Source organism: [Borrelia] tanukii (genome assembly GCF_030439725.2).
Lineage (GTDB): Bacteria > Spirochaetota > Spirochaetia > Borreliales > Borreliaceae > Borreliella > Borreliella tanukii.
The window spans coordinates 847,040-864,553 of the sequence record NZ_CP124034.1; the positions used below are offsets into that span (position 1 = coordinate 847,040).

Genomic DNA, 17,514 nt, shown 5'->3' on the forward strand with positions numbered 1-17,514 from the left:
ATTTGGAGAATGGATTTCTTTTAATTAATAAAGAACAAGGCAAAACTTCTTTTGAAACTCTTTTTCCTATAAAAAGATATTTTAATACAAATCATGTTGGGCATGCTGGTACACTTGATAAATTTGCAAGTGGAATTTTGATTGCTCTTGTAGGAAAATATACGAAGCTTGCAAACTATTTTATTTCTTTAGATAAAGAGTATGTAGCAGAATTTAGATTTGGAATAGAAACAGATACTCTTGATCCAAATGGAAGGATAGTCAGTAAAACCGATTATATCCCTAATTTAGAGGATATAGATTTAAAGCTTAAAGATTTTGTAGGAGAGATTTATCAAAGTCCCCCTAGATTTTCTTCAGTTCATATTGATGGTAATAGAGCTTATAAACTTGCTTTGAGCGGAAAGTTTTTTGAAATTAAAAAACGAAGAGTAAATGTTTACGATATTCAAAGATTAAACTATGATTTTAGCTCTTCTTTGCTTAGTTTAAGAATCAGTTGTTCAAAAGGTACTTATATTAGGAGTATTGCAAGAGATTTGGCTTATTCTTTAAATTCTTGTGCTTATGTTACCAGTTTAAAAAGAACTAAAGTAGGTATGTTCAGATTAAAAGATTCCATATTGTGTAAAAATTTAAGTAAAGCTTCCTTAATTAGTCTAGAATCTTTAAGAAGTTTTGAAAAGGTTTACATTGATTCTAACAAGATAAATCTTGTTAAAAATGGGGCTTATGTTGAAATTCAAATCAATATTAGCGAATTTAAGATTTTAGAATCCAGCGAAGGGGAAATGTTGGCGGTTATTGAAGGAATAGGTTTGAATAAATATAAATATGTAATTATATTCTAATTTTATATTTGTTTTTTTTAAACAATTTAATAATTTCTTATTAAAGATAATCTAAAAAGGTTAAATTGTTTTTGTGATTTTTAAGAAAAAATATTATAATCTATCATAGTAGTTAGTTTGAATTATAGCAAGAGGTTTGTTAGAGCTTTGCTATAATGGTAAGGAGTTGCTTTATGATAGATAAAAAGCAAAAGCAAAAAATAGTTTCTGAATTTGGGAAAAATGAAAGTGATACTGGTTCTGTTGGGGTTCAGATCGCACTTATTACAGGTAGAATAAAGTATTTAACTGAACATTTAAAGGTAAATAAAAAAGATCATAGCTCAAAAAGGGGCTTGTTAAAGTTGGTAGGGCAAAGGCGAAGTTTATTGCGGTATTACCAGAAAAAAGATTTAGAAGCTTATAGGATGTTGATATCTAAACTTGGTCTTAGAAAATAAAAGAGGTTGAATTTTGAGGAAAATATTAAAGTTGAAAATAGGCAGAGACGAGTTAGTGTTTGAGACCGGATTTATGGCTAAGCAAGCTAATGGATCGGTTCTTGCAACTTATGGAGGATCTTCTGTTCTTGCTACTGTTTGTTGTTCAGGCAATGTGAGAGAAGATTTGGATTTTGTTCCTCTTTCTGTTGAGTATAATGAAAAATATTATGCAGCTGGTAAGATTCCAGGAGGATTTATCAAAAGAGAAGGAAAGCCAAAAGATAAAGAAATACTTGTTTCTAGGTTAATAGATAGGCCAATGAGACCTCTTTTTGATAAAAGATTTGGTCGAGAAATTCAAGTAATTCCTACGACTTTGGCTACAGATCAGCTAAATCCTCCTGATGTTGTTGGAATGAATGCTGCTTTTACGGCAGTTTTTTTGTCAGATATTCCGTTTAATGGTCCAATTGCAGCTGTTAGAATGGTTTATTTGAATGGTAAATTTATAGTAAATCCTTCCTTTGAAGAGATTCATGATTCTGATCTTGATATTGTTGTTGCAGGAAGTTTAAATGGAATTACAATGGTAGAAGGCGGTGCTAATGAGGTTAGTGAGGATATTTTGCTTTCAGCAATAGACAGCGCACATGAATATATTAAACAAATTTGCAATGCTCAAAAGGAATTTTTAGATATTGTAGGAAAGAAGGAAAAACTTCCTTTAGCTTTTGAAGAAAAAATATTTGAATTTAAAGATGAGCTTAGGGATTTTGTTTATACTGACCTTAAAGAAGCTTGTTTTGTTAAGGGAAAGCTTAATAGAGATAAAGCTATAACTTTGCTGAGAAATAAATCTTATGAGCATTTTTCTTCTCTTGAAAAGTTGACTGATAGCAATGAGCCCCTTTTTCATAAAGCTTTTGATGATTTTGAGAAGGAAATTGTTAGAAATTCTATTCTTAACGATAAGATTAGAACAGATGGTCGAACTCCTAATGAAATAAGGGATATTATTGCAGAAGTTGATATTTTAAATAGAACGCATGGATCTGCACTTTTTACTAGAGGAGAGACACAAGCTTTAGCGGTAACTACTCTTGGTACAAGTATTGATGAGCAGATAATGGATGATATTGATGGCGATAAGCGTCTTAATTTTATGCTGCATTATAATTTTCCGCCATTTTCAGTTGGTGAGACTGGTAGGCTTATGACTGGTAGGCGTGAGATTGGTCATGGCCATTTAGCTCAAAGAGCTTTAGAATCAATGGTTCCTGGAAAAAACGATTTTCCATATACTATTAGAGTAGTTTCTGAGATTTTGGAGTCTAACGGATCTTCTTCAATGGCTACTGTTTGTGCTGGGAGCATGTCTTTAATGTCTGCAGGGGTTCCTGTTAAAAGGCAAGTTGCAGGAATAGCTATGGGACTTATTAGCGAAGGGGATAAATATGTAGTTTTAAGTGACATTCTTGGAGAAGAGGATCATTTAGGTGATATGGACTTTAAAGTGGCTGGTACAAAAAATGGAATTACTGGATTTCAAATGGATATTAAGATTGAAAATGTCACTAAACATTTAATGAGAGATGCCCTTGAGCAGGCAAGAGTAGGCAGGATACATATACTGTCTATTATGGATACTGTAATTTCGGATTCAAGAGTTGGTATATCTAAGTATGCTCCAAAAATTGTTCAGCTGCAAATTGATATTGATAAGATATCTCTTGTAATAGGATCTACTGGAAAAACTGTTAAGGCCATAACAGATGAATTTGAAGTTAAGGTTCAAATTGAGCAAAATGGAAAAATTATTCTTTTCGGCGATGATGATTTTAAAATGCAAAAGGCTAAAGAAAAAATAGAGAGCATTGTAAGGGAACCAAAGGTAGGTGAAATTTACGAAGGAATCGTTAAAAAGATTAATAGCTTTGGAGCTTTTATTGAACTTACTCCCACAAAGGAAGGATTTTTAAGTACTCGTTTGAAATCTAGAGACAGTAAGTATGGTTCTGGAAGGTTTGGAATTGGTAATAATAGATATTCCAGATTTGGTGGTGGCGGAGATAATATAAGAGGCAATTCAGGGCTGGTTAGACCTCCAAAATTAGAAGAAGGTCAGCGAATTAAAGTTAGAATAATTGATATAGACAAATTTGGAAAAATTGATCTTGAGATTGTTAGAGATAAAGATTATTAAAATAATATGAAATTTATTTTGAGCAATTTATTTAAAGGTCGCCTTATATGTTTTGCCTTGTTTTTTTCCTGTCTTACTGCAAATGGATCTATTCAAGATTCTCATATTAGTGATCTTGTAGAGAAAAAAAAAGAAGTAGTTATTATTGATAATAATAATGTTGTTAATGAGAGTGAATTTAAAAGAGACTATTTGATAGGATTAAAAGATAATGAATCTTTTTTTCTTAGTAATGCTTTTTTAAAAGAAGATAATCTGTATTTTAAAAAAGCCAGAGAAAGTTATGCTAAGAAAAATATTGGTTTGACAAATTATTATTTGAATAAAATAATAACCAATGAGAATCAGCATGGCAGAGAATTGTTGGCTAAGGCAAATTTGTTTTTTGGATATGTAAATTATGAGAATGGTTTTTACGATCTTTCTGAGTATAATTTTGACTTATTTTTAAAATATTATAAATATTCTCATGCTAGTTTAAGATCAGCTGAATTAAAATATCTTATTAAAGAAAAATCAGATGCAATTTCTGCATTTAAAGAGATTAATGAATTTTCCATCTCAGGCTATGACAAAGAGATTTATGATTTTTTAAGTAATAAACTTGGGATAAGTCATTTAAACTTAGAATCTTTAGGATTTCTTGATAATAGCGTTTTTGATGTATTTGTCTTTAATGAGAATATATTTGTAACTAATATATTGGGTGGACTTTTAAGATATAACATTAAAAAGCATGATTGTAAAATCTACCTTAAAGACAAGAAAAGCATTTTTTTAAATGGCATTAGGGGTTTTGCTGATTATAATGGAACAGTTTATATTGGGGGAAAAAATGTTATTTATTATATAGATGATGCTGATGGAGATTTAAAGCAAATCAATGCTCCTGCTAATGCTGATTTTAGTAATATACAAGTTTTACTTGGTGTTAAAAATGGAATATTTGTTGGTACTTTGAATTCTGGGTTATGGTTTTATGATTTAAAAAAATGGAAAAATATACCACTTGGATCTAATAAAATTTCTTCAATGTGCCTTGATAGTTTAAAAAATTTATTATTAGTTGGAACGGTTGATAAGGCTATTTATAGTATTAATGTCGATAATTTGGAAAAGATTAAACATTTGGATTTTTTTAGCAAGAATGATAATGAAAAAAATATTAATTTTATAAAAGGATATAAAGATAGTTATTTTGTTGGAACATATGGCGGGGGTCTTTTTGAATTAAATTTAAATAAAAATAGCTATAAAAAGCACGTTATTGCTAATAATATTGATGTTAATTATTTTATGGATATGGAGATTAAAGATAAAAAATTGTTGTTTGCAACCTTTGATCATGGATTGTTGATTTATGATTCTGAAAATGACAATTGGGATTATTTTGGTCCTAATAATGGGCTTCTTAATTTAAATTTAATAAAAGTTTCTAGATTTGAAAATTATGTTATACTGGGTACTCTTAATAACGGCTTGGTTTTTGTAGATGAAAATATTAAAAAACAGTTATGAGTCTTACATAATTACTGAATTTTTTAAGTATTTTTTGATTACGTTTTTATTTTTCTTTTTTGTATTTTTTATAAATCAAATTTTATTCTTCATGAGAATACTTCTTCAAAATTATGTTCCCTTTTTTAAAGCTTTTATTTTTATCATATATTCTCTTCCTATGGTGATTGCGCTTTCTCCCCCGTTTGCATCTTTGATTTCAGTAATTCTCACTATTCATAAATTCAAGATTCACAATGAAATTTTAGCTTTTCGTTCAATTGGTATATCAATTTTTGATTTACTTGTCCCATTTTTTAAATTGGGAGTAGTTATTGCTTTTATATCTTTTATATCTAACGATATTTTACTTCCACTTGGATCTATTGGTAGGTTAAAAATTTTTAATGAAATAAAAGAAGAAGTTCCCCATTTGGTATTAAAGCCTTATTCAAGCAAACAATATGGGGATTTAATTTTTGTTTCTGGTGAGAAATCGGAAAATGGTTATAAAAATGTAACTTTTTTTGATAATACTGGGCTTAAGGGATTTGATAGAATATTTATGGCAAAAAATCTTGATATTAGAAAAGAAAATTTTCAAGTTTATTTCATTTTAAATGATGTTCTATCTATTGCTTTAACAGACAGTGAGAGTGGGTTTTATGATTATTTTTATGCAGATGAGATGAAATATTCAATTGATCAGGTTACATTTAGTGACAGTTTTTTATTAAATTATGTAACTCCTTCGCAAATGAGTATGAGAGATGTTATAAAATTAATTAAAAAGCAAAACAATTTAATTGCAGATTCAAATATAAAAAATAATCTAGAAGGGGACTTTTTAAGTTTAAATTTTTCAAATCTTTATTTGAATTATTTATACAATCAAAATTATTATGTGGATGAATCTTATGTCTTTGAAAATTTAAACTATATGTATAATTTAAATTTAAATTTTAAACCATATCAAGATAGAAGCATGAATCAAAATTTGGCTTTGTTTAATCTTGAATTTTATCAAAAAATTAGTTTGCCACTTTCTGTTTTATTTTTCATTTTTTTGGCTTTTCCAATGGGAATGTATTCTAATAGGAAATATTCTATTATTCTAGAGCTTGTAATTTCAATTATTGTTTGTGTTTTTTATTGGGTAATGTTTATTGGTGGAAAGGTTTATACTGTGCAGTATGCACCAAATCCTATTATTGTTACTATTTTGCCCAATTTAATTTTAATTATTGCAGGAGCAATTCTCTTTTTGAGATTATTAAAAAAATGAAAATAGATAAGCTTTTTGTAAAAAGCATCATTCTTACTTTTTTATCCATGAACTTACTTTTCATGATTTTAATTATGCTTGGTGATTTATTTGTCAATCTTCTAAATTATCTTGAAAAGAATATTGGTTTTAAGGATATTCTTTATATTTATTATTTGTATTTGCCAAAAGCTTTCTCGGATGGAGTTGCTTTATCTTTTCTTTTTGCTATTTCTAATCTTATTGGTAATCTTTCTATGAGAAATGAAATAATAGGTCTTTTTAGTTGTGGAGTTTCACTTACCAGAATATTAAGGCCAATCATTTTGATTAGTGTGTTTATTTCAGTTGCTCTTTTCTTTTTTGATAATTATTTAGTAATAGATACTGTAGCAAGAAGAGATATTCTTATTAAAAATAGCATTGGTGATAGCAGATCTATTGATAAAACTATAATAATTAGAGATTTTGCTAGAGAAATTTATAATATTAAATCTTATGATATTGATGAGAATACTTTTTCCAACTTAATGATTATAATTAAAGACAGTAAAGATGAGTTTAAAACAAGGTATGATATAAATAAGGCTGAATGGAAGGATAATAAATGGAAGCTTCATGGAATTAGAGAGTTTGTTAGGGTTGGTAGAAAAATTCAGGAGAATGCCTATGATGTTCTTGATGGAACAGGAATTGTTAAGCTAGAGCCCGATTACATAAGAACTGTGATGCTCTCTTCAAAGGCATTAAATTTTACTAAACTTATTAATTGGATAAGTTTTCTCAAAACCGAACAGTTAAATTATTCTGATGCATTTTTTGATTTGTTAAATAGGATATTCTTTTCATTCAGATTGATTCTTCTTAGCTTTACTGTTGGGTTTATTGCCCTTGCTCTTAAAAAAAATATTTTTATACTTAGTTTATTAAATAGCATTGCTTTTGCCGTTGTTTATGTCATTTCTATTGTAATTTTTAATTTTTTAGCGGATCTTGGTTATTTACATATATATGTGGCAAGCTCTTTTACAACTATATTTTTTTTGATTATTAATTTTTTTGTTTATAGGATTGTTAGGAAATAATATTTAATGATTATTTAGGACGTTTATATGTTTAGCGTAATTAAGAATGACAAATATTCTAATGCAAGGGTTGGATTTTTAAATCTTCCTCATGGTAGAGTAGATACTCCTTGTTTTATGCCAGTTGGTACTCTGGGGGCAATGAAGGGATTAAAACATGCTGTTCTTGAGAAGTTAGAATGTAATTTGATGCTTGCAAATACTTATCATCTATATTTAAGACCAGGCATTAAAACTATTGAAAAATATGGTGGTCTACATAATTTTACAACTTGGAATAAAAATTTTTTAACTGATTCGGGTGGATTTCAGGTATTTTCTCTTTCTGGTCTAAGAAAAATTGATCTAAAAGGTGTGCATTTCAAATCTCATTTAGATGGATCGTATCATTATTTTACTCCTGAAGGAGTATTTGCTATGCAAGAAATTTTTGGCAGCGATATTATTATGCCACTTGATATTTGCAGTTCTTATGGGATTGATTATAATGAAGCCAATTTATATACAAATATTACAACCAATTGGGCTCGTAGTACATTCAAGTCCTATAAAAATAAAAAAGAGGGATACAATGGGCTTTTATTTTTAATAACTCAGGGAAATTTTTTTAAAGATTTGAGGAAAAGAAGCATCAATGATATATTAGAATTAGACAGTCCAGGTATTGCCATTGGGGGCATTTCTGTTGGAGAGCCAAGAGAAAAATATTTGGAAATTCTTGAATATAGTTCTTTTTTGATACCAAGAGAAAAACCAAGATATGTAATGGGCATTGGTACTCCCCACTACATACTGGATGCCATATACTATGGTATCGATATTTTTGATTGTGTTAATCCCGCAAGAATTGCTAGGCACGGGACTCTTTTGACAGATAATGGAATGATGCGAATTAGTAGAAAGGAGTATAAGGACGATACTTCCCCGGTAGAGAAAAATTGTGATTGTACTTTATGTACAAGGTATTCAAGAGGATATTTAAGACATTTAATAAAATCGAGAGAGCTTTTTGGAATAATTTTGGCAAGTGAGCATAATATTTACTATATGTTTCGATTAATTTCAAAGATAAGAACTGCAATTCTAAATGATAATTTTTTAAACTTTAGGACTTCATATTTAAAAAAGTATGAAGAGGGAAATTTAGATGAATAAATATGTTGTTTCTACAGTTTTGGTTATGATTTCCACTTTTTTTTCGCGAATAATAGGGTTTGCAAAGGTAAAGATTTTCTCTTATTATTTTGGTGCAAATCTTGATGCTGATATTTTTAACTATGTTTTCAATATTCCTAACAATTTACGCAAAATTCTTTCAGAGGGTGCAATGACTTCGGCTTTTTTGCCTGAATTTACATATGAAAAAAATAAATCACATGAAAAAGCTGTTTCTTTTTTCAGAACTGTTGTAACCTTTAATGTTATTTCTATTGGTTTAATTGTTTTAGTTATGATTCTTTTTTCAAAGCCTATTATGTATTTTTTATCTTATTATAGGGGAGAAAACTTAATTTTTGCAAGTTCTGTATTTAGCTATTTGGTGTTATATATTTTACTAATAAGTCTATCATCAATCTTTATATCTGTTCTAAATTCATATAAAATTTTTTTTATTCCTTCATTTTCACCTATTATGCTTTCTTTTGGAATAATATTGAGCATATTTTCATTTTATGATCGTTTTGGAATATATAGTGCTGTTATTGGTGTGATTTTTGGGGGGTTTTTACAATTTCTGATTCCGTTTGTAAATTGCCTTATGATTGGTTTTGCATGGAGACCAACGTTTTATTTTAGAGAAAAAGTATTTTTAAATTTTTTAAGTAGATGGGTCCGCATGATTTTTGGATTTTCTATTTCAATTATTACTCAGCAGATTTCATTTGCATTGGCATCTACTCTTGAGATAGGAAGTGTTTCTATTCTTAGTAATGCTGTAGTTTATTATCAGCTTCCTGTAGGAATTTTTTATATTTCTATTGCAACAGTAATTTTTCCCAAAATGGCGGAGTATGCTGTTTTGGGTAATAATATAAAATTAAATACTCTTTTGGTAGATGGAATTAAAATTTTATTATTAATTTTTATTCCGGTATCTTTTTTGATGTTTATTTGGTCTGATTATATTTTAAATTTATTTCTTATGGGGGGTAAGTTTTCTATTTATGATACTCAAAAAACAGCAGGTGTTTTGAAATGTTTTCTTTTAGGCTTGCTTTTTTATTCGATGTTTAGTTTTTTTCAAAAATATTATTTTTCTATTCGTGATGCAAAAACACCATTTTATTTGAGTGTTTTATTTTCTATTCTTGATATTGTGCTTTCTGTTTTTGGTATTAATTATTATGGTTTGAATGCTTTGGCATTAGCTCAATCTATTTCTTTTATGATTTGTGTAATTGTTTTTTATTTTATAATATTAAAAAGTGGAGTTAAAATTGATTTAATTGAGATTTTATTTGTTCTTTTAAAGTCAATTATTACACTTTTTCCTTTATATGCAATTTATTTCTTTTTTGAAAAGTTTCAGTGGGATGTAGGTTTTAGCTTTAAAAATTTTTATTTTTTGATTGCGGCAGGAATTGTTAGTATTTTTATTTTGTTTATTTGTTATTCTGTTTTAGGAATAAATAAATTTTTTAGGTTTATTAGGAAGGATACTTTATGAAATACGTTGATTTTTTATTTTTTTTACTTATTTTAAATGTGTATGCTCAAAATGTTAATTCTCCAGTTCTTCCTAATCCCCCTTTGTTGCCCGAAATTACAGAAAATAAACTTGAGAGAGAAAATTCTTCTAAGGGTGAGAATTTTTCTAATGTTGGTTTAGATGGCAAGTATGTTAACGATACAATTCTTTATGGGCTTGATAGTCAAGTTACAAGCATTATAAAAGCTCTTAAAAAATCAAGCGATAGCCAATATAATTCTTCTCTTAAAAAAAGACTTGAGAAAACCTTTAATGCCGAGATTAAAAAGGAAATACTTGAATTATTTATTTCTCTTAAGTATTCAGGGGGTATTGATACAGCAAATTATATTCTTGAAAATTATGAGAGTAAAAGATATTCAAATGCTTTATTTGGCTTGGCAATTTTGTATCTTAAGGAATTTGATGATAAAGAGAAATTGAAAAAGACCCTTGTTGAGATTCTTGAAAATAAAGAGGGCAATGTGGTATCTATTGCAGCTTATTATCTGGGTGAGCTTAATTCTCTTGAGTATTCTAAAAATATGATGGAAGTTTTTGAAAAATATTCTGGAAATGATGGTACTAGAAGAGAAATACTAATTGCTCTTGGAAAAATGGCCGCTGTTGATTATCAGAATAGAATTTATGAAATTTCGATAGATAGTTACGAGAATCCATCAATTAAGGCTGCTGCAATTGAAGCATTGTCATATATTGCTCCAGATAAAGTAACTACAAACGCTGATTTGTATATTCAGAGTAACAATAATAATTTAAATGTTAAATTGGCTATTATTGCTTCTTTGTCTAAAGATCCTTCTTTAAAGTCCAAAGAGATTTTACAGGGATTTTTAAGAGATTCTGATGATAATATTAGATTTAAAGCTATTAATGCAATTAAAGGACATAAAGACTCTTCAGCAAAGGATATTTTGATTTATAAGCTTAAAAGCGATCCATCTCTTAAGGTTAGGGAGGCTTCTGCCAAGGCTTTGATTGATATGGATCTTGGGGACATTGAGATGAAAAACATCATGTTTGATTTGAAGATTGACAATGGTTTTAAAATTTCAATGTTTAGCTACCTTTTAGATAAGGATTCTCTAAAAGCATTATCAATTGCTTTAGAAATTGTTAGCAAAGAAAATGTTAATAGACCTTCAAATGTTTTAAAAGGCGTTGCTTCAATGCTAGCTGCTAAAAAGGGTAATTTTGATAATTTTTATTCTAAAATCATTGACAGTAAAAATGTTGATTTAAGGCATTTTGCACTAAAAGGAGCTGTTTATAATAAGTCCTCATCACTTTCTGATAAACTTAAAAAAATTAAAAGTGAAACGAACTCTGAATATATTAAAATGCTTTTAAAAGATTATTAATAATCAACCGTTAAAGCAGTATTAGTAAAAAATTTTTAAAATTTCTTTAGCTACTTCTGATTTTTTCATTTCTGGAAGTTCTTTTATGCTTTGTTTATTTATTATATAAACTTTGTTTAAGCTTGAACCAAAATATTTAAGTTCATTTGCAATAATAAAGTCTAAATTTTTCTTTTTTAGTTTTTCTTTGGCTTTTTGAATTAAATTTTTAGAATTTTCAGCGCAAAATCCAACAACAATTTGGTTTTTAAGTTTATTGTGTCCTATGTGTTGAATTATGTCAGGATTTTTTACTAATTGTATATATAATTTGTTGGTTTTATTTTTTTTAATTTTACTTTTGAAAATGTGTTTGGGCTTAAAATCGGCAACAGCCGCAGCCCCAATTATTATTTCAAATTTATTATATACCTTGAGAACTTCCCTGTACATTTCCATTGCAGTTTTTATTTTTATAATATTGACTCCCTCAGGCTTATTTTCATTAGTTGGTCCTGTAATAATTGTAACTTGAGCTCCTAGTTTGACAGCCTCTTGTGCTAAACAAAATCCCATTTTCCCTGTTGATGTATTTGAAAAATAGCGAATTGGGTCTATTAATTCTTCAGTTCTGGAGGCTGTTATAAGTATTTTTTTGTTTTTTAGGCAATTTTTTTGATTAAATTCATTCAATATTAGATTTATAATTTTGTCTTCATTTTTAAGGCGTCCTAAAGCATTTGATGAGCATGCCAAAAATCCTTTATCAGGCTCAATGAATTTATAATTATAATTTTTAAGTTTTTTTATATTTTCTTTTAAAATAGGGTTTAAATACATTGCACTATTCATTGCTATTGCAAAATAAGTAGGGGCTGTGCTTGCAGATATTATTGTAGTTAATGCATCATCAGCAATTCCAGATGCAATTTTAGATATTGTATTGTAGGTGGCAGGAATAATAAGGATTAGATGGGCCCATTTTGCAATTTTTATATGTTCAACCTCATTATGATCTAAATCCCATAAATTAGTAATTATTTTGTTCTTAGAAATGGTTTCTAAAGTTAATGGAGTAATAAATTTAGTTGCATTTTTTGTCATTACAACCTTAACGCTGTATCCCAATTTAACTAAACTAGAAACTATGTAAACGGACTTGTAAGAGGCTATGCCCCCACATATACCAATTAATATATGTTTATTCATATAATGTATATTATATAATATACATTATATTTGAATTTACAAATTTTGAAGCCCTTTTGCTGAGGTTTTTTTAAATGAAAAATAGAATTTTGTACGCTATATTATTGTATGTTTGTATGTTTTTTTTATGGATTTGTTTTGCCTATTTTATCGACACATCAGCTACTATATTTAATATTCCCTTGTGGTTTTTTGGGTCAGGATTTTTGTTTCCCAGTATAAATTTTTTATTGGTTTGTTTTTTTATTTTAGCAATTAGTAAAACTTAATACATTATTGATATTTTTTTATTTTCATATTCTTTAAAAAAGAAATAGAGGTAATTTTTTTGTTATTAAATAAATATTTTCTTGCAAATCGAAATATTAATTTTATTGTTATGGCTTTGTTATTTTCTTCTAGCTATATTAGTGCTAGTAGTTTTATTTCTGGTCCTTCTGCTGTTTATAAGTATGGGTTGTCTTTTATATTGTTAGCCACTATACAAATTCCTACAACTCTAATTGCTTTTATTATTGTTGGTGAAAGATTAAATCGCGAGTCAAAAAAAATTAATGCAATAAATATTATTGATTATATTAGATATAGATATGAAAGTGATTTTTTAGCGTTAATGAGTGGATGTGTATTAATTTTTTTTTCAATGTTTTTGATTTCTGCCCAATTAATAGGTGGTGCTAAACTTATAGAAGTTTTTTTAGGCATTAATTATGTAGCTGGTCTTTTATTTTTTGCTCTATTAATTTTTGTTTATGTATTTTTTGGTGGATTTAAGGCAGTAGCTTATGCGGATTTGATTCAAGGATTTTTAATGCTAGTGTCATCCGTTGTTTTGTTTTACAAGATGTTAGATTTGGGAGGGGGCATTAATAATTTGTTCAAGACAGCAATGTCTAGTTTAGATAAAAACCTTTTAATTCCTTCAAATGTTGGCTTAAAACCACAATATATAATTTCTTTTTGGATATTAATAGGAATAGGAATATTAGGTCACCCCCAGGTTATTAATAATTTTATAGCATTTAAAGATGAGAATGCTATAAAATTTTCTCTTCCCATTTCTACTTTTATAATCAGCTTTTTAATTATTTTGATGCATTTAATAGGATTTTTTGCTATTATTCTTTTTCCAGATTTAAATCCAAATGATAAAGTTGTTTTAAATGTAGCTTTAAAAGTTTTAAATCCTTTTTCTTGTTTTATGTTTTTTATGGGTCTTTTATCTGCAATAATGTCCACAGTAGATTCAAATTTACTCTTAATAACGTCTGTTTTAATGAAGTTAATAATTTATAAAAAAGATTTAAAAGAAGATGTAAAGGTTAAAAGAGTAATAATGATCTCTAATGTTTTTTTTATTTTAATAATACTTGTATTTTCTTTTTTCCCTCCCAATTTTTTATTCTTCGTTAATATTTTTGCTTTTGGGGCTTTGGAAGTTTCATTTTTTGCTATTATTGTTTTTGGACTTTATTTTAATTTTGTAAGCAAAATAGCAGCATTTGCTTCTATGTTTTTAGGCTTGATGTTTTATTTGTGTATTTTATGTTTTGGTTTGAATATTTGGTTTTTTCACCCTGTTTTTCCGGCATTTTTTGTTTCTATATTTACATTTTTGATAGTTAATTTTTTTTGTAAAAAATATAGCAAAGTTTATTAGGATGATTATTTCTTGCGTTTGGATAAGTATATTTTTTTAGAAGTTCTTGCTAATGATAATGGCAAGCGATTAGATTCAATTTTAATTAAAATTTTGAATTTGTCTAAAGTTAGGATAATAAAACATATTAGAAAGGGTGATATTAGGCTAAATGGTCTAAAATCACATTTTTCATGTAGAGTTTGTAAAGGTGATAAAATTTATTTGTATAAATCTTTAGCTCAGAGTTTGAACTTAACTGTGGATGAATATTATCAAAGCAATATTGATTTTCAATGCATTCAAAAAAGAATAATTTATGAAGACAGCGATTTACTTGTTGTGAATAAGCAAAGAGGCATTTTAGTTCATGGAGGTAAAAACTCTCTTGATTTTTTAGTGAATGCTTATCTTTTAAGGGAAAATCTAAGATCTCTAAGCTTTAAGCCTTCGGCAGTTCACAGACTTGACAGGAATACTTCTGGTATTATTATTTTTGCGAAAAATATAAATACTGCAAGAAAGTTAAGTACGGCATTTAGTAGTGGGTCTATAACTAAAAAATATTTTGCAATACTTTTGGGTGAGGTTAAGTCAACTGTTGTTTATGAAAATCATTTATTTAGAAATAAAAGACTGAGAAAAACTTTTGTTTTAGAGAATGAAGAGTTTATTAATGCAATTACAAAGGTTAATCCAATATTGTCTTCCAAGAAAGCTACTCTTGCTGAGATTGTTATTGAGACAGGCTTTACTCATCAAATAAGGGCTCAATGCTCGTTTAACAATCATCCTTTAATTAATGACAAAAAATACCATGATAAATTCAATAAAAGCGATTACTTTTTACATGCTTTTTTGGTAAAATTTAATGGAGCATTCTTTAAAAAGAATGAATTTTACGCTAAGCCTAGTTTAGAATTTTTAAAACAAGTAAAAGATATTTTTGATGTTTATGAATTTTCAGAATTTTTCAAATAATTTTTTTTTAAAAAAAATATTGAATAAGGTTAAAAACTTTACAACTAGTATTAAGCATAAATTTGTTAGAGTGAAGGTATATGCGTTGGTAGGATCTGCTGGTACTGGCAAGAGTTTTAGATCTCATTTGGTAGCAGATAAATATTCAATACCTTTAATCATTGATGATGGCGTGTTAATTAAAAACATGAAAATTATTGCTGGGAGTTCTGCTAAGTTTGAAGACAATGTTTTTAGGGCAGTAAAGCGATCTGTATTTGAAGATGATGCCCATTGCAGTGAAATGCTTGAAGTTCTTGGAAGAGAGGAATTTAATAAAATATTAATATTAGGAACAAGTCTTAAAATGATAGATAAAATAATCTCAAGACTTTTATTACCAAATGTTTTTAAGATTATTTACATAACAGATGTTTCAACTAGGCAGGAAATAGAAAAAGCAAGAATTTCAAGACAAATGGGGGAGCATGTTGTACCAGCAGCTGCTTTTGAAATAAAATCTGTTAGACCTAATTTGTTATTAAATCCAATTAAAGTTTTTTTTAAAAGCGGATGGTTTTTTACTAGGAAGAAAAATTATATTCGATCTGTTGTAAGGCCTCATTTTTACGAAGAGGGGGTTTTGTCTATTTCTAAGAGAGCTGTAAGGCAAATTATTGAACATTGTGTTTCTGAGTATGATAGAAATTATATTGTTTATGATCTTAAAATCAAAAAAGACGGGGGTAATTACCTTTTTAAGCTGTTTTTAAATATTCCCCTTGGAAATAATTTACTTAATAATACAGAAATGCTTAGAACATACATTATTACTAATGTACTTAAGTATACAATAATCAATATATTATCTATTGATATAGTTATACATAAATTTTATGACAAAAAAGATTATTTAGAAGAGAGTTATGAAGGTTGATTTTGACAATTTGAATAATATTTTTTTTGTAGGAATAAAAGGAAGTGGAGTTTGTTCTCTGGCTTGTTTTTTAAATGCAAAAGGATATTATGTAGAAGGAGTAGATGTTCTTGATAAATTTTATACTGATGAGATTTTAAATAATAATAAAATATTTTATTATGAAAATATTTATGAGTTTTCATTAAAAGAGCTTGATAGGTCTTTTGATTTAATAGTATATTCTTCAGCTTATGATAAAGATGGTTTGCAAGTTTTACTTGAAGCGAAAGAATTAAATATACCTATTTTATCTTATCCCGAGGCTCTTGGCGAGCTTTCTAGAAAGTACTATAGTATTGGAATTGCAGGTTCACACGGTAAAACCACCACTACGGCGTTTTTAGGCGTTCTTTTTAAAAAATTAGGATTAAATCCCAATGTTATTGTGGGATCGAGCGTCAAAGATTTTGAAGATAATTCTGCAATAGCTGGTATTAGTAATATTTTTATTGTTGAGACTTGTGAGTATAAAAAGCATTTTTTACATTTTAGTCCCAATATGCTTATTTTAACCAATGTTGATTATGAGCATGTTGATTTTTTTAAAAATTATGAGGCCCTTGAAGGCGCTTTTTTGCAATATATTAATAACTTGAAGAAAAATGGAATATTAATAATTAATTCTGATGATAATAATTTACTTAAAATTAAAAGGCAGATCAACAGAAAAGATATAAATATTTTTAGCTTTGGATCTAGAGATTTGTCAAATTTTCAAATAAGTAACATTGTAGTTAAGAATGAATATTTTTGTTTTTCTTTTTTAGGTTTGAACAATATTGAACTTAAGACCGTTTTATTTCATAATATATTAAATTTTTCAGCGGCACTTTTGGCTTTGAATCTTTTTTTAGAAAGCAGCGGAAAATCAATTTTTGATTTTGAAGATGCAGTAAAGAGAATTGCAAAAAATTATAGTGGTATAAAAAGAAGGGTTGAAGTTCTTAAAGAAGAAAAGGGAGTGGTTTATATGGACGATTATGCTCACCATCCTAGGGAAATTAGAAATACGCTTTTGGGTATTAAAAATTTTTACAAGAACAAGCGCATAATTTTGGATTTTATGCCTCACACCTTCACAAGAACAAAAGAATTTTTTGACGATTTTGTTGAAGTTCTATGTGCTGCTGATATATTAATTTTGCATAATATATATCTTTCTAATAGGGAGAATTTTAATCCGGATGAACTTTCTATTAAATTGTTTTTAAATATTAAAAAAATAAATAAAAATACTTATTTTTTTAAAGATGTTAAAGACTCTATTAATTTTATAAAAAGTTTATTAGCGTCAGGAGATTTGTTTATTACAATGGGTGCTGGAAATAATTTTATTTTACACGATTTTTTGTAAG

15 protein-coding genes are annotated in these 17,514 nt (G+C 27.8%); 14 read left to right on the top strand and 1 reads right to left on the bottom strand.

Going from position 1 to position 17,514, the window contains the following annotated elements:
• Positions 1–2 precede the first annotated feature (2 nt).
• From truB to QIA27_RS04625, 9 genes are all read left to right on the top strand, one after another.
• Positions 3–851: a tRNA pseudouridine(55) synthase TruB gene (gene truB / locus QIA27_RS04585; protein WP_301403679.1), complete on the top strand. Its 849-nt coding sequence runs from the start codon at positions 3–5 to the stop codon at positions 849–851.
• A 173-nt stretch (positions 852–1,024) separates the two neighbouring features.
• Positions 1,025–1,291 (top strand): 30S ribosomal protein S15, encoded by a 267-nt coding sequence (gene rpsO / locus QIA27_RS04590; protein ID WP_301354219.1) that lies wholly within the window; start codon positions 1,025–1,027, stop codon positions 1,289–1,291.
• A gap of 13 nt (positions 1,292–1,304) precedes the next feature.
• Positions 1,305–3,476 carry a polyribonucleotide nucleotidyltransferase gene (locus QIA27_RS04595; RefSeq protein WP_301386556.1) on the top strand — a complete coding sequence of 724 codons (2,172 nt, stop codon included), beginning with the start codon at positions 1,305–1,307 and terminating at the stop codon, positions 3,474–3,476.
• A gap of 6 nt (positions 3,477–3,482) precedes the next feature.
• On the top strand, positions 3,483–4,994 hold the full coding sequence (locus tag QIA27_RS04600) for a hypothetical protein (protein ID WP_301403680.1): 1,512 nt from the start codon (positions 3,483–3,485) through the stop codon (positions 4,992–4,994).
• The gene (locus tag QIA27_RS04605) at positions 4,969–6,258 is read left to right on the top strand and encodes an LptF/LptG family permease (protein WP_301354222.1); all 1,290 of its coding nucleotides are present in this window, start codon (positions 4,969–4,971) and stop codon (positions 6,256–6,258) included. The genes QIA27_RS04600 and QIA27_RS04605 overlap by 26 nt, the downstream gene beginning before the upstream one ends.
• Complete coding sequence (locus QIA27_RS04610) at positions 6,255–7,322, top strand: LptF/LptG family permease (RefSeq protein WP_301403681.1); 1,068 nt, start codon at positions 6,255–6,257, stop codon at positions 7,320–7,322. Before QIA27_RS04605 ends, QIA27_RS04610 begins: the two co-directional genes overlap by 4 nt.
• A gap of 27 nt (positions 7,323–7,349) precedes the next feature.
• Entirely contained in the window at positions 7,350–8,477 is a 1,128-nt protein-coding gene (tgt, locus tag QIA27_RS04615; RefSeq protein ID WP_301354226.1) for a tRNA guanosine(34) transglycosylase Tgt, read from the top strand.
• Positions 8,470–9,990 (top strand): murein biosynthesis integral membrane protein MurJ, encoded by a 1,521-nt coding sequence (gene murJ, locus QIA27_RS04620; protein WP_301403682.1) that lies wholly within the window; start codon positions 8,470–8,472, stop codon positions 9,988–9,990. The genes tgt and murJ overlap by 8 nt, the downstream gene beginning before the upstream one ends.
• Positions 9,987–11,393, top strand: coding sequence for a HEAT repeat domain-containing protein (locus QIA27_RS04625; protein WP_301403683.1), 1,407 nt, complete (start codon positions 9,987–9,989; stop codon positions 11,391–11,393). Before murJ ends, QIA27_RS04625 begins: the two co-directional genes overlap by 4 nt.
• Before the next feature lie 21 nt (positions 11,394–11,414).
• On the opposite strand, the gene coaBC is transcribed toward QIA27_RS04625, so the two are convergent.
• A complete protein-coding gene (coaBC, locus tag QIA27_RS04630; RefSeq protein ID WP_301386562.1) occupies positions 11,415–12,581 on the bottom strand; it encodes a bifunctional phosphopantothenoylcysteine decarboxylase/phosphopantothenate--cysteine ligase CoaBC in 1,167 nt (388 codons plus the stop codon).
• 116 nt (positions 12,582–12,697) lie between these two features.
• Here coaBC and QIA27_RS04635 point away from each other — a divergent pair, with 116 nt between their 5' ends.
• From QIA27_RS04635 to murC, 5 genes are read left to right on the top strand one after another with little or no spacing between them, the layout of a single operon-like run.
• Positions 12,698–12,850: a hypothetical protein gene (locus QIA27_RS04635; RefSeq protein ID WP_301354350.1), complete on the top strand. Its 153-nt coding sequence runs from the start codon at positions 12,698–12,700 to the stop codon at positions 12,848–12,850.
• Positions 12,851–12,909: 59 nt separating this feature from the next.
• On the top strand, positions 12,910–14,241 hold the full coding sequence (gene panF / locus QIA27_RS04640; RefSeq protein ID WP_301403684.1) for a sodium/pantothenate symporter: 1,332 nt from the start codon (positions 12,910–12,912) through the stop codon (positions 14,239–14,241).
• 12 nt (positions 14,242–14,253) lie between these two features.
• On the top strand, positions 14,254–15,201 hold the full coding sequence (locus tag QIA27_RS04645; RefSeq protein ID WP_301354236.1) for a pseudouridine synthase family protein: 948 nt from the start codon (positions 14,254–14,256) through the stop codon (positions 15,199–15,201).
• A complete protein-coding gene (locus QIA27_RS04650) occupies positions 15,170–16,117 on the top strand; it encodes a hypothetical protein (RefSeq protein WP_301354238.1) in 948 nt (315 codons plus the stop codon). The genes QIA27_RS04645 and QIA27_RS04650 overlap by 32 nt, the downstream gene beginning before the upstream one ends.
• On the top strand, positions 16,107–17,513 hold the full coding sequence (gene murC, locus QIA27_RS04655; RefSeq protein WP_301403685.1) for a UDP-N-acetylmuramate--L-alanine ligase: 1,407 nt from the start codon (positions 16,107–16,109) through the stop codon (positions 17,511–17,513). The genes QIA27_RS04650 and murC overlap by 11 nt, the downstream gene beginning before the upstream one ends.
• Position 17,514: the final 1 nt, after the last annotated feature.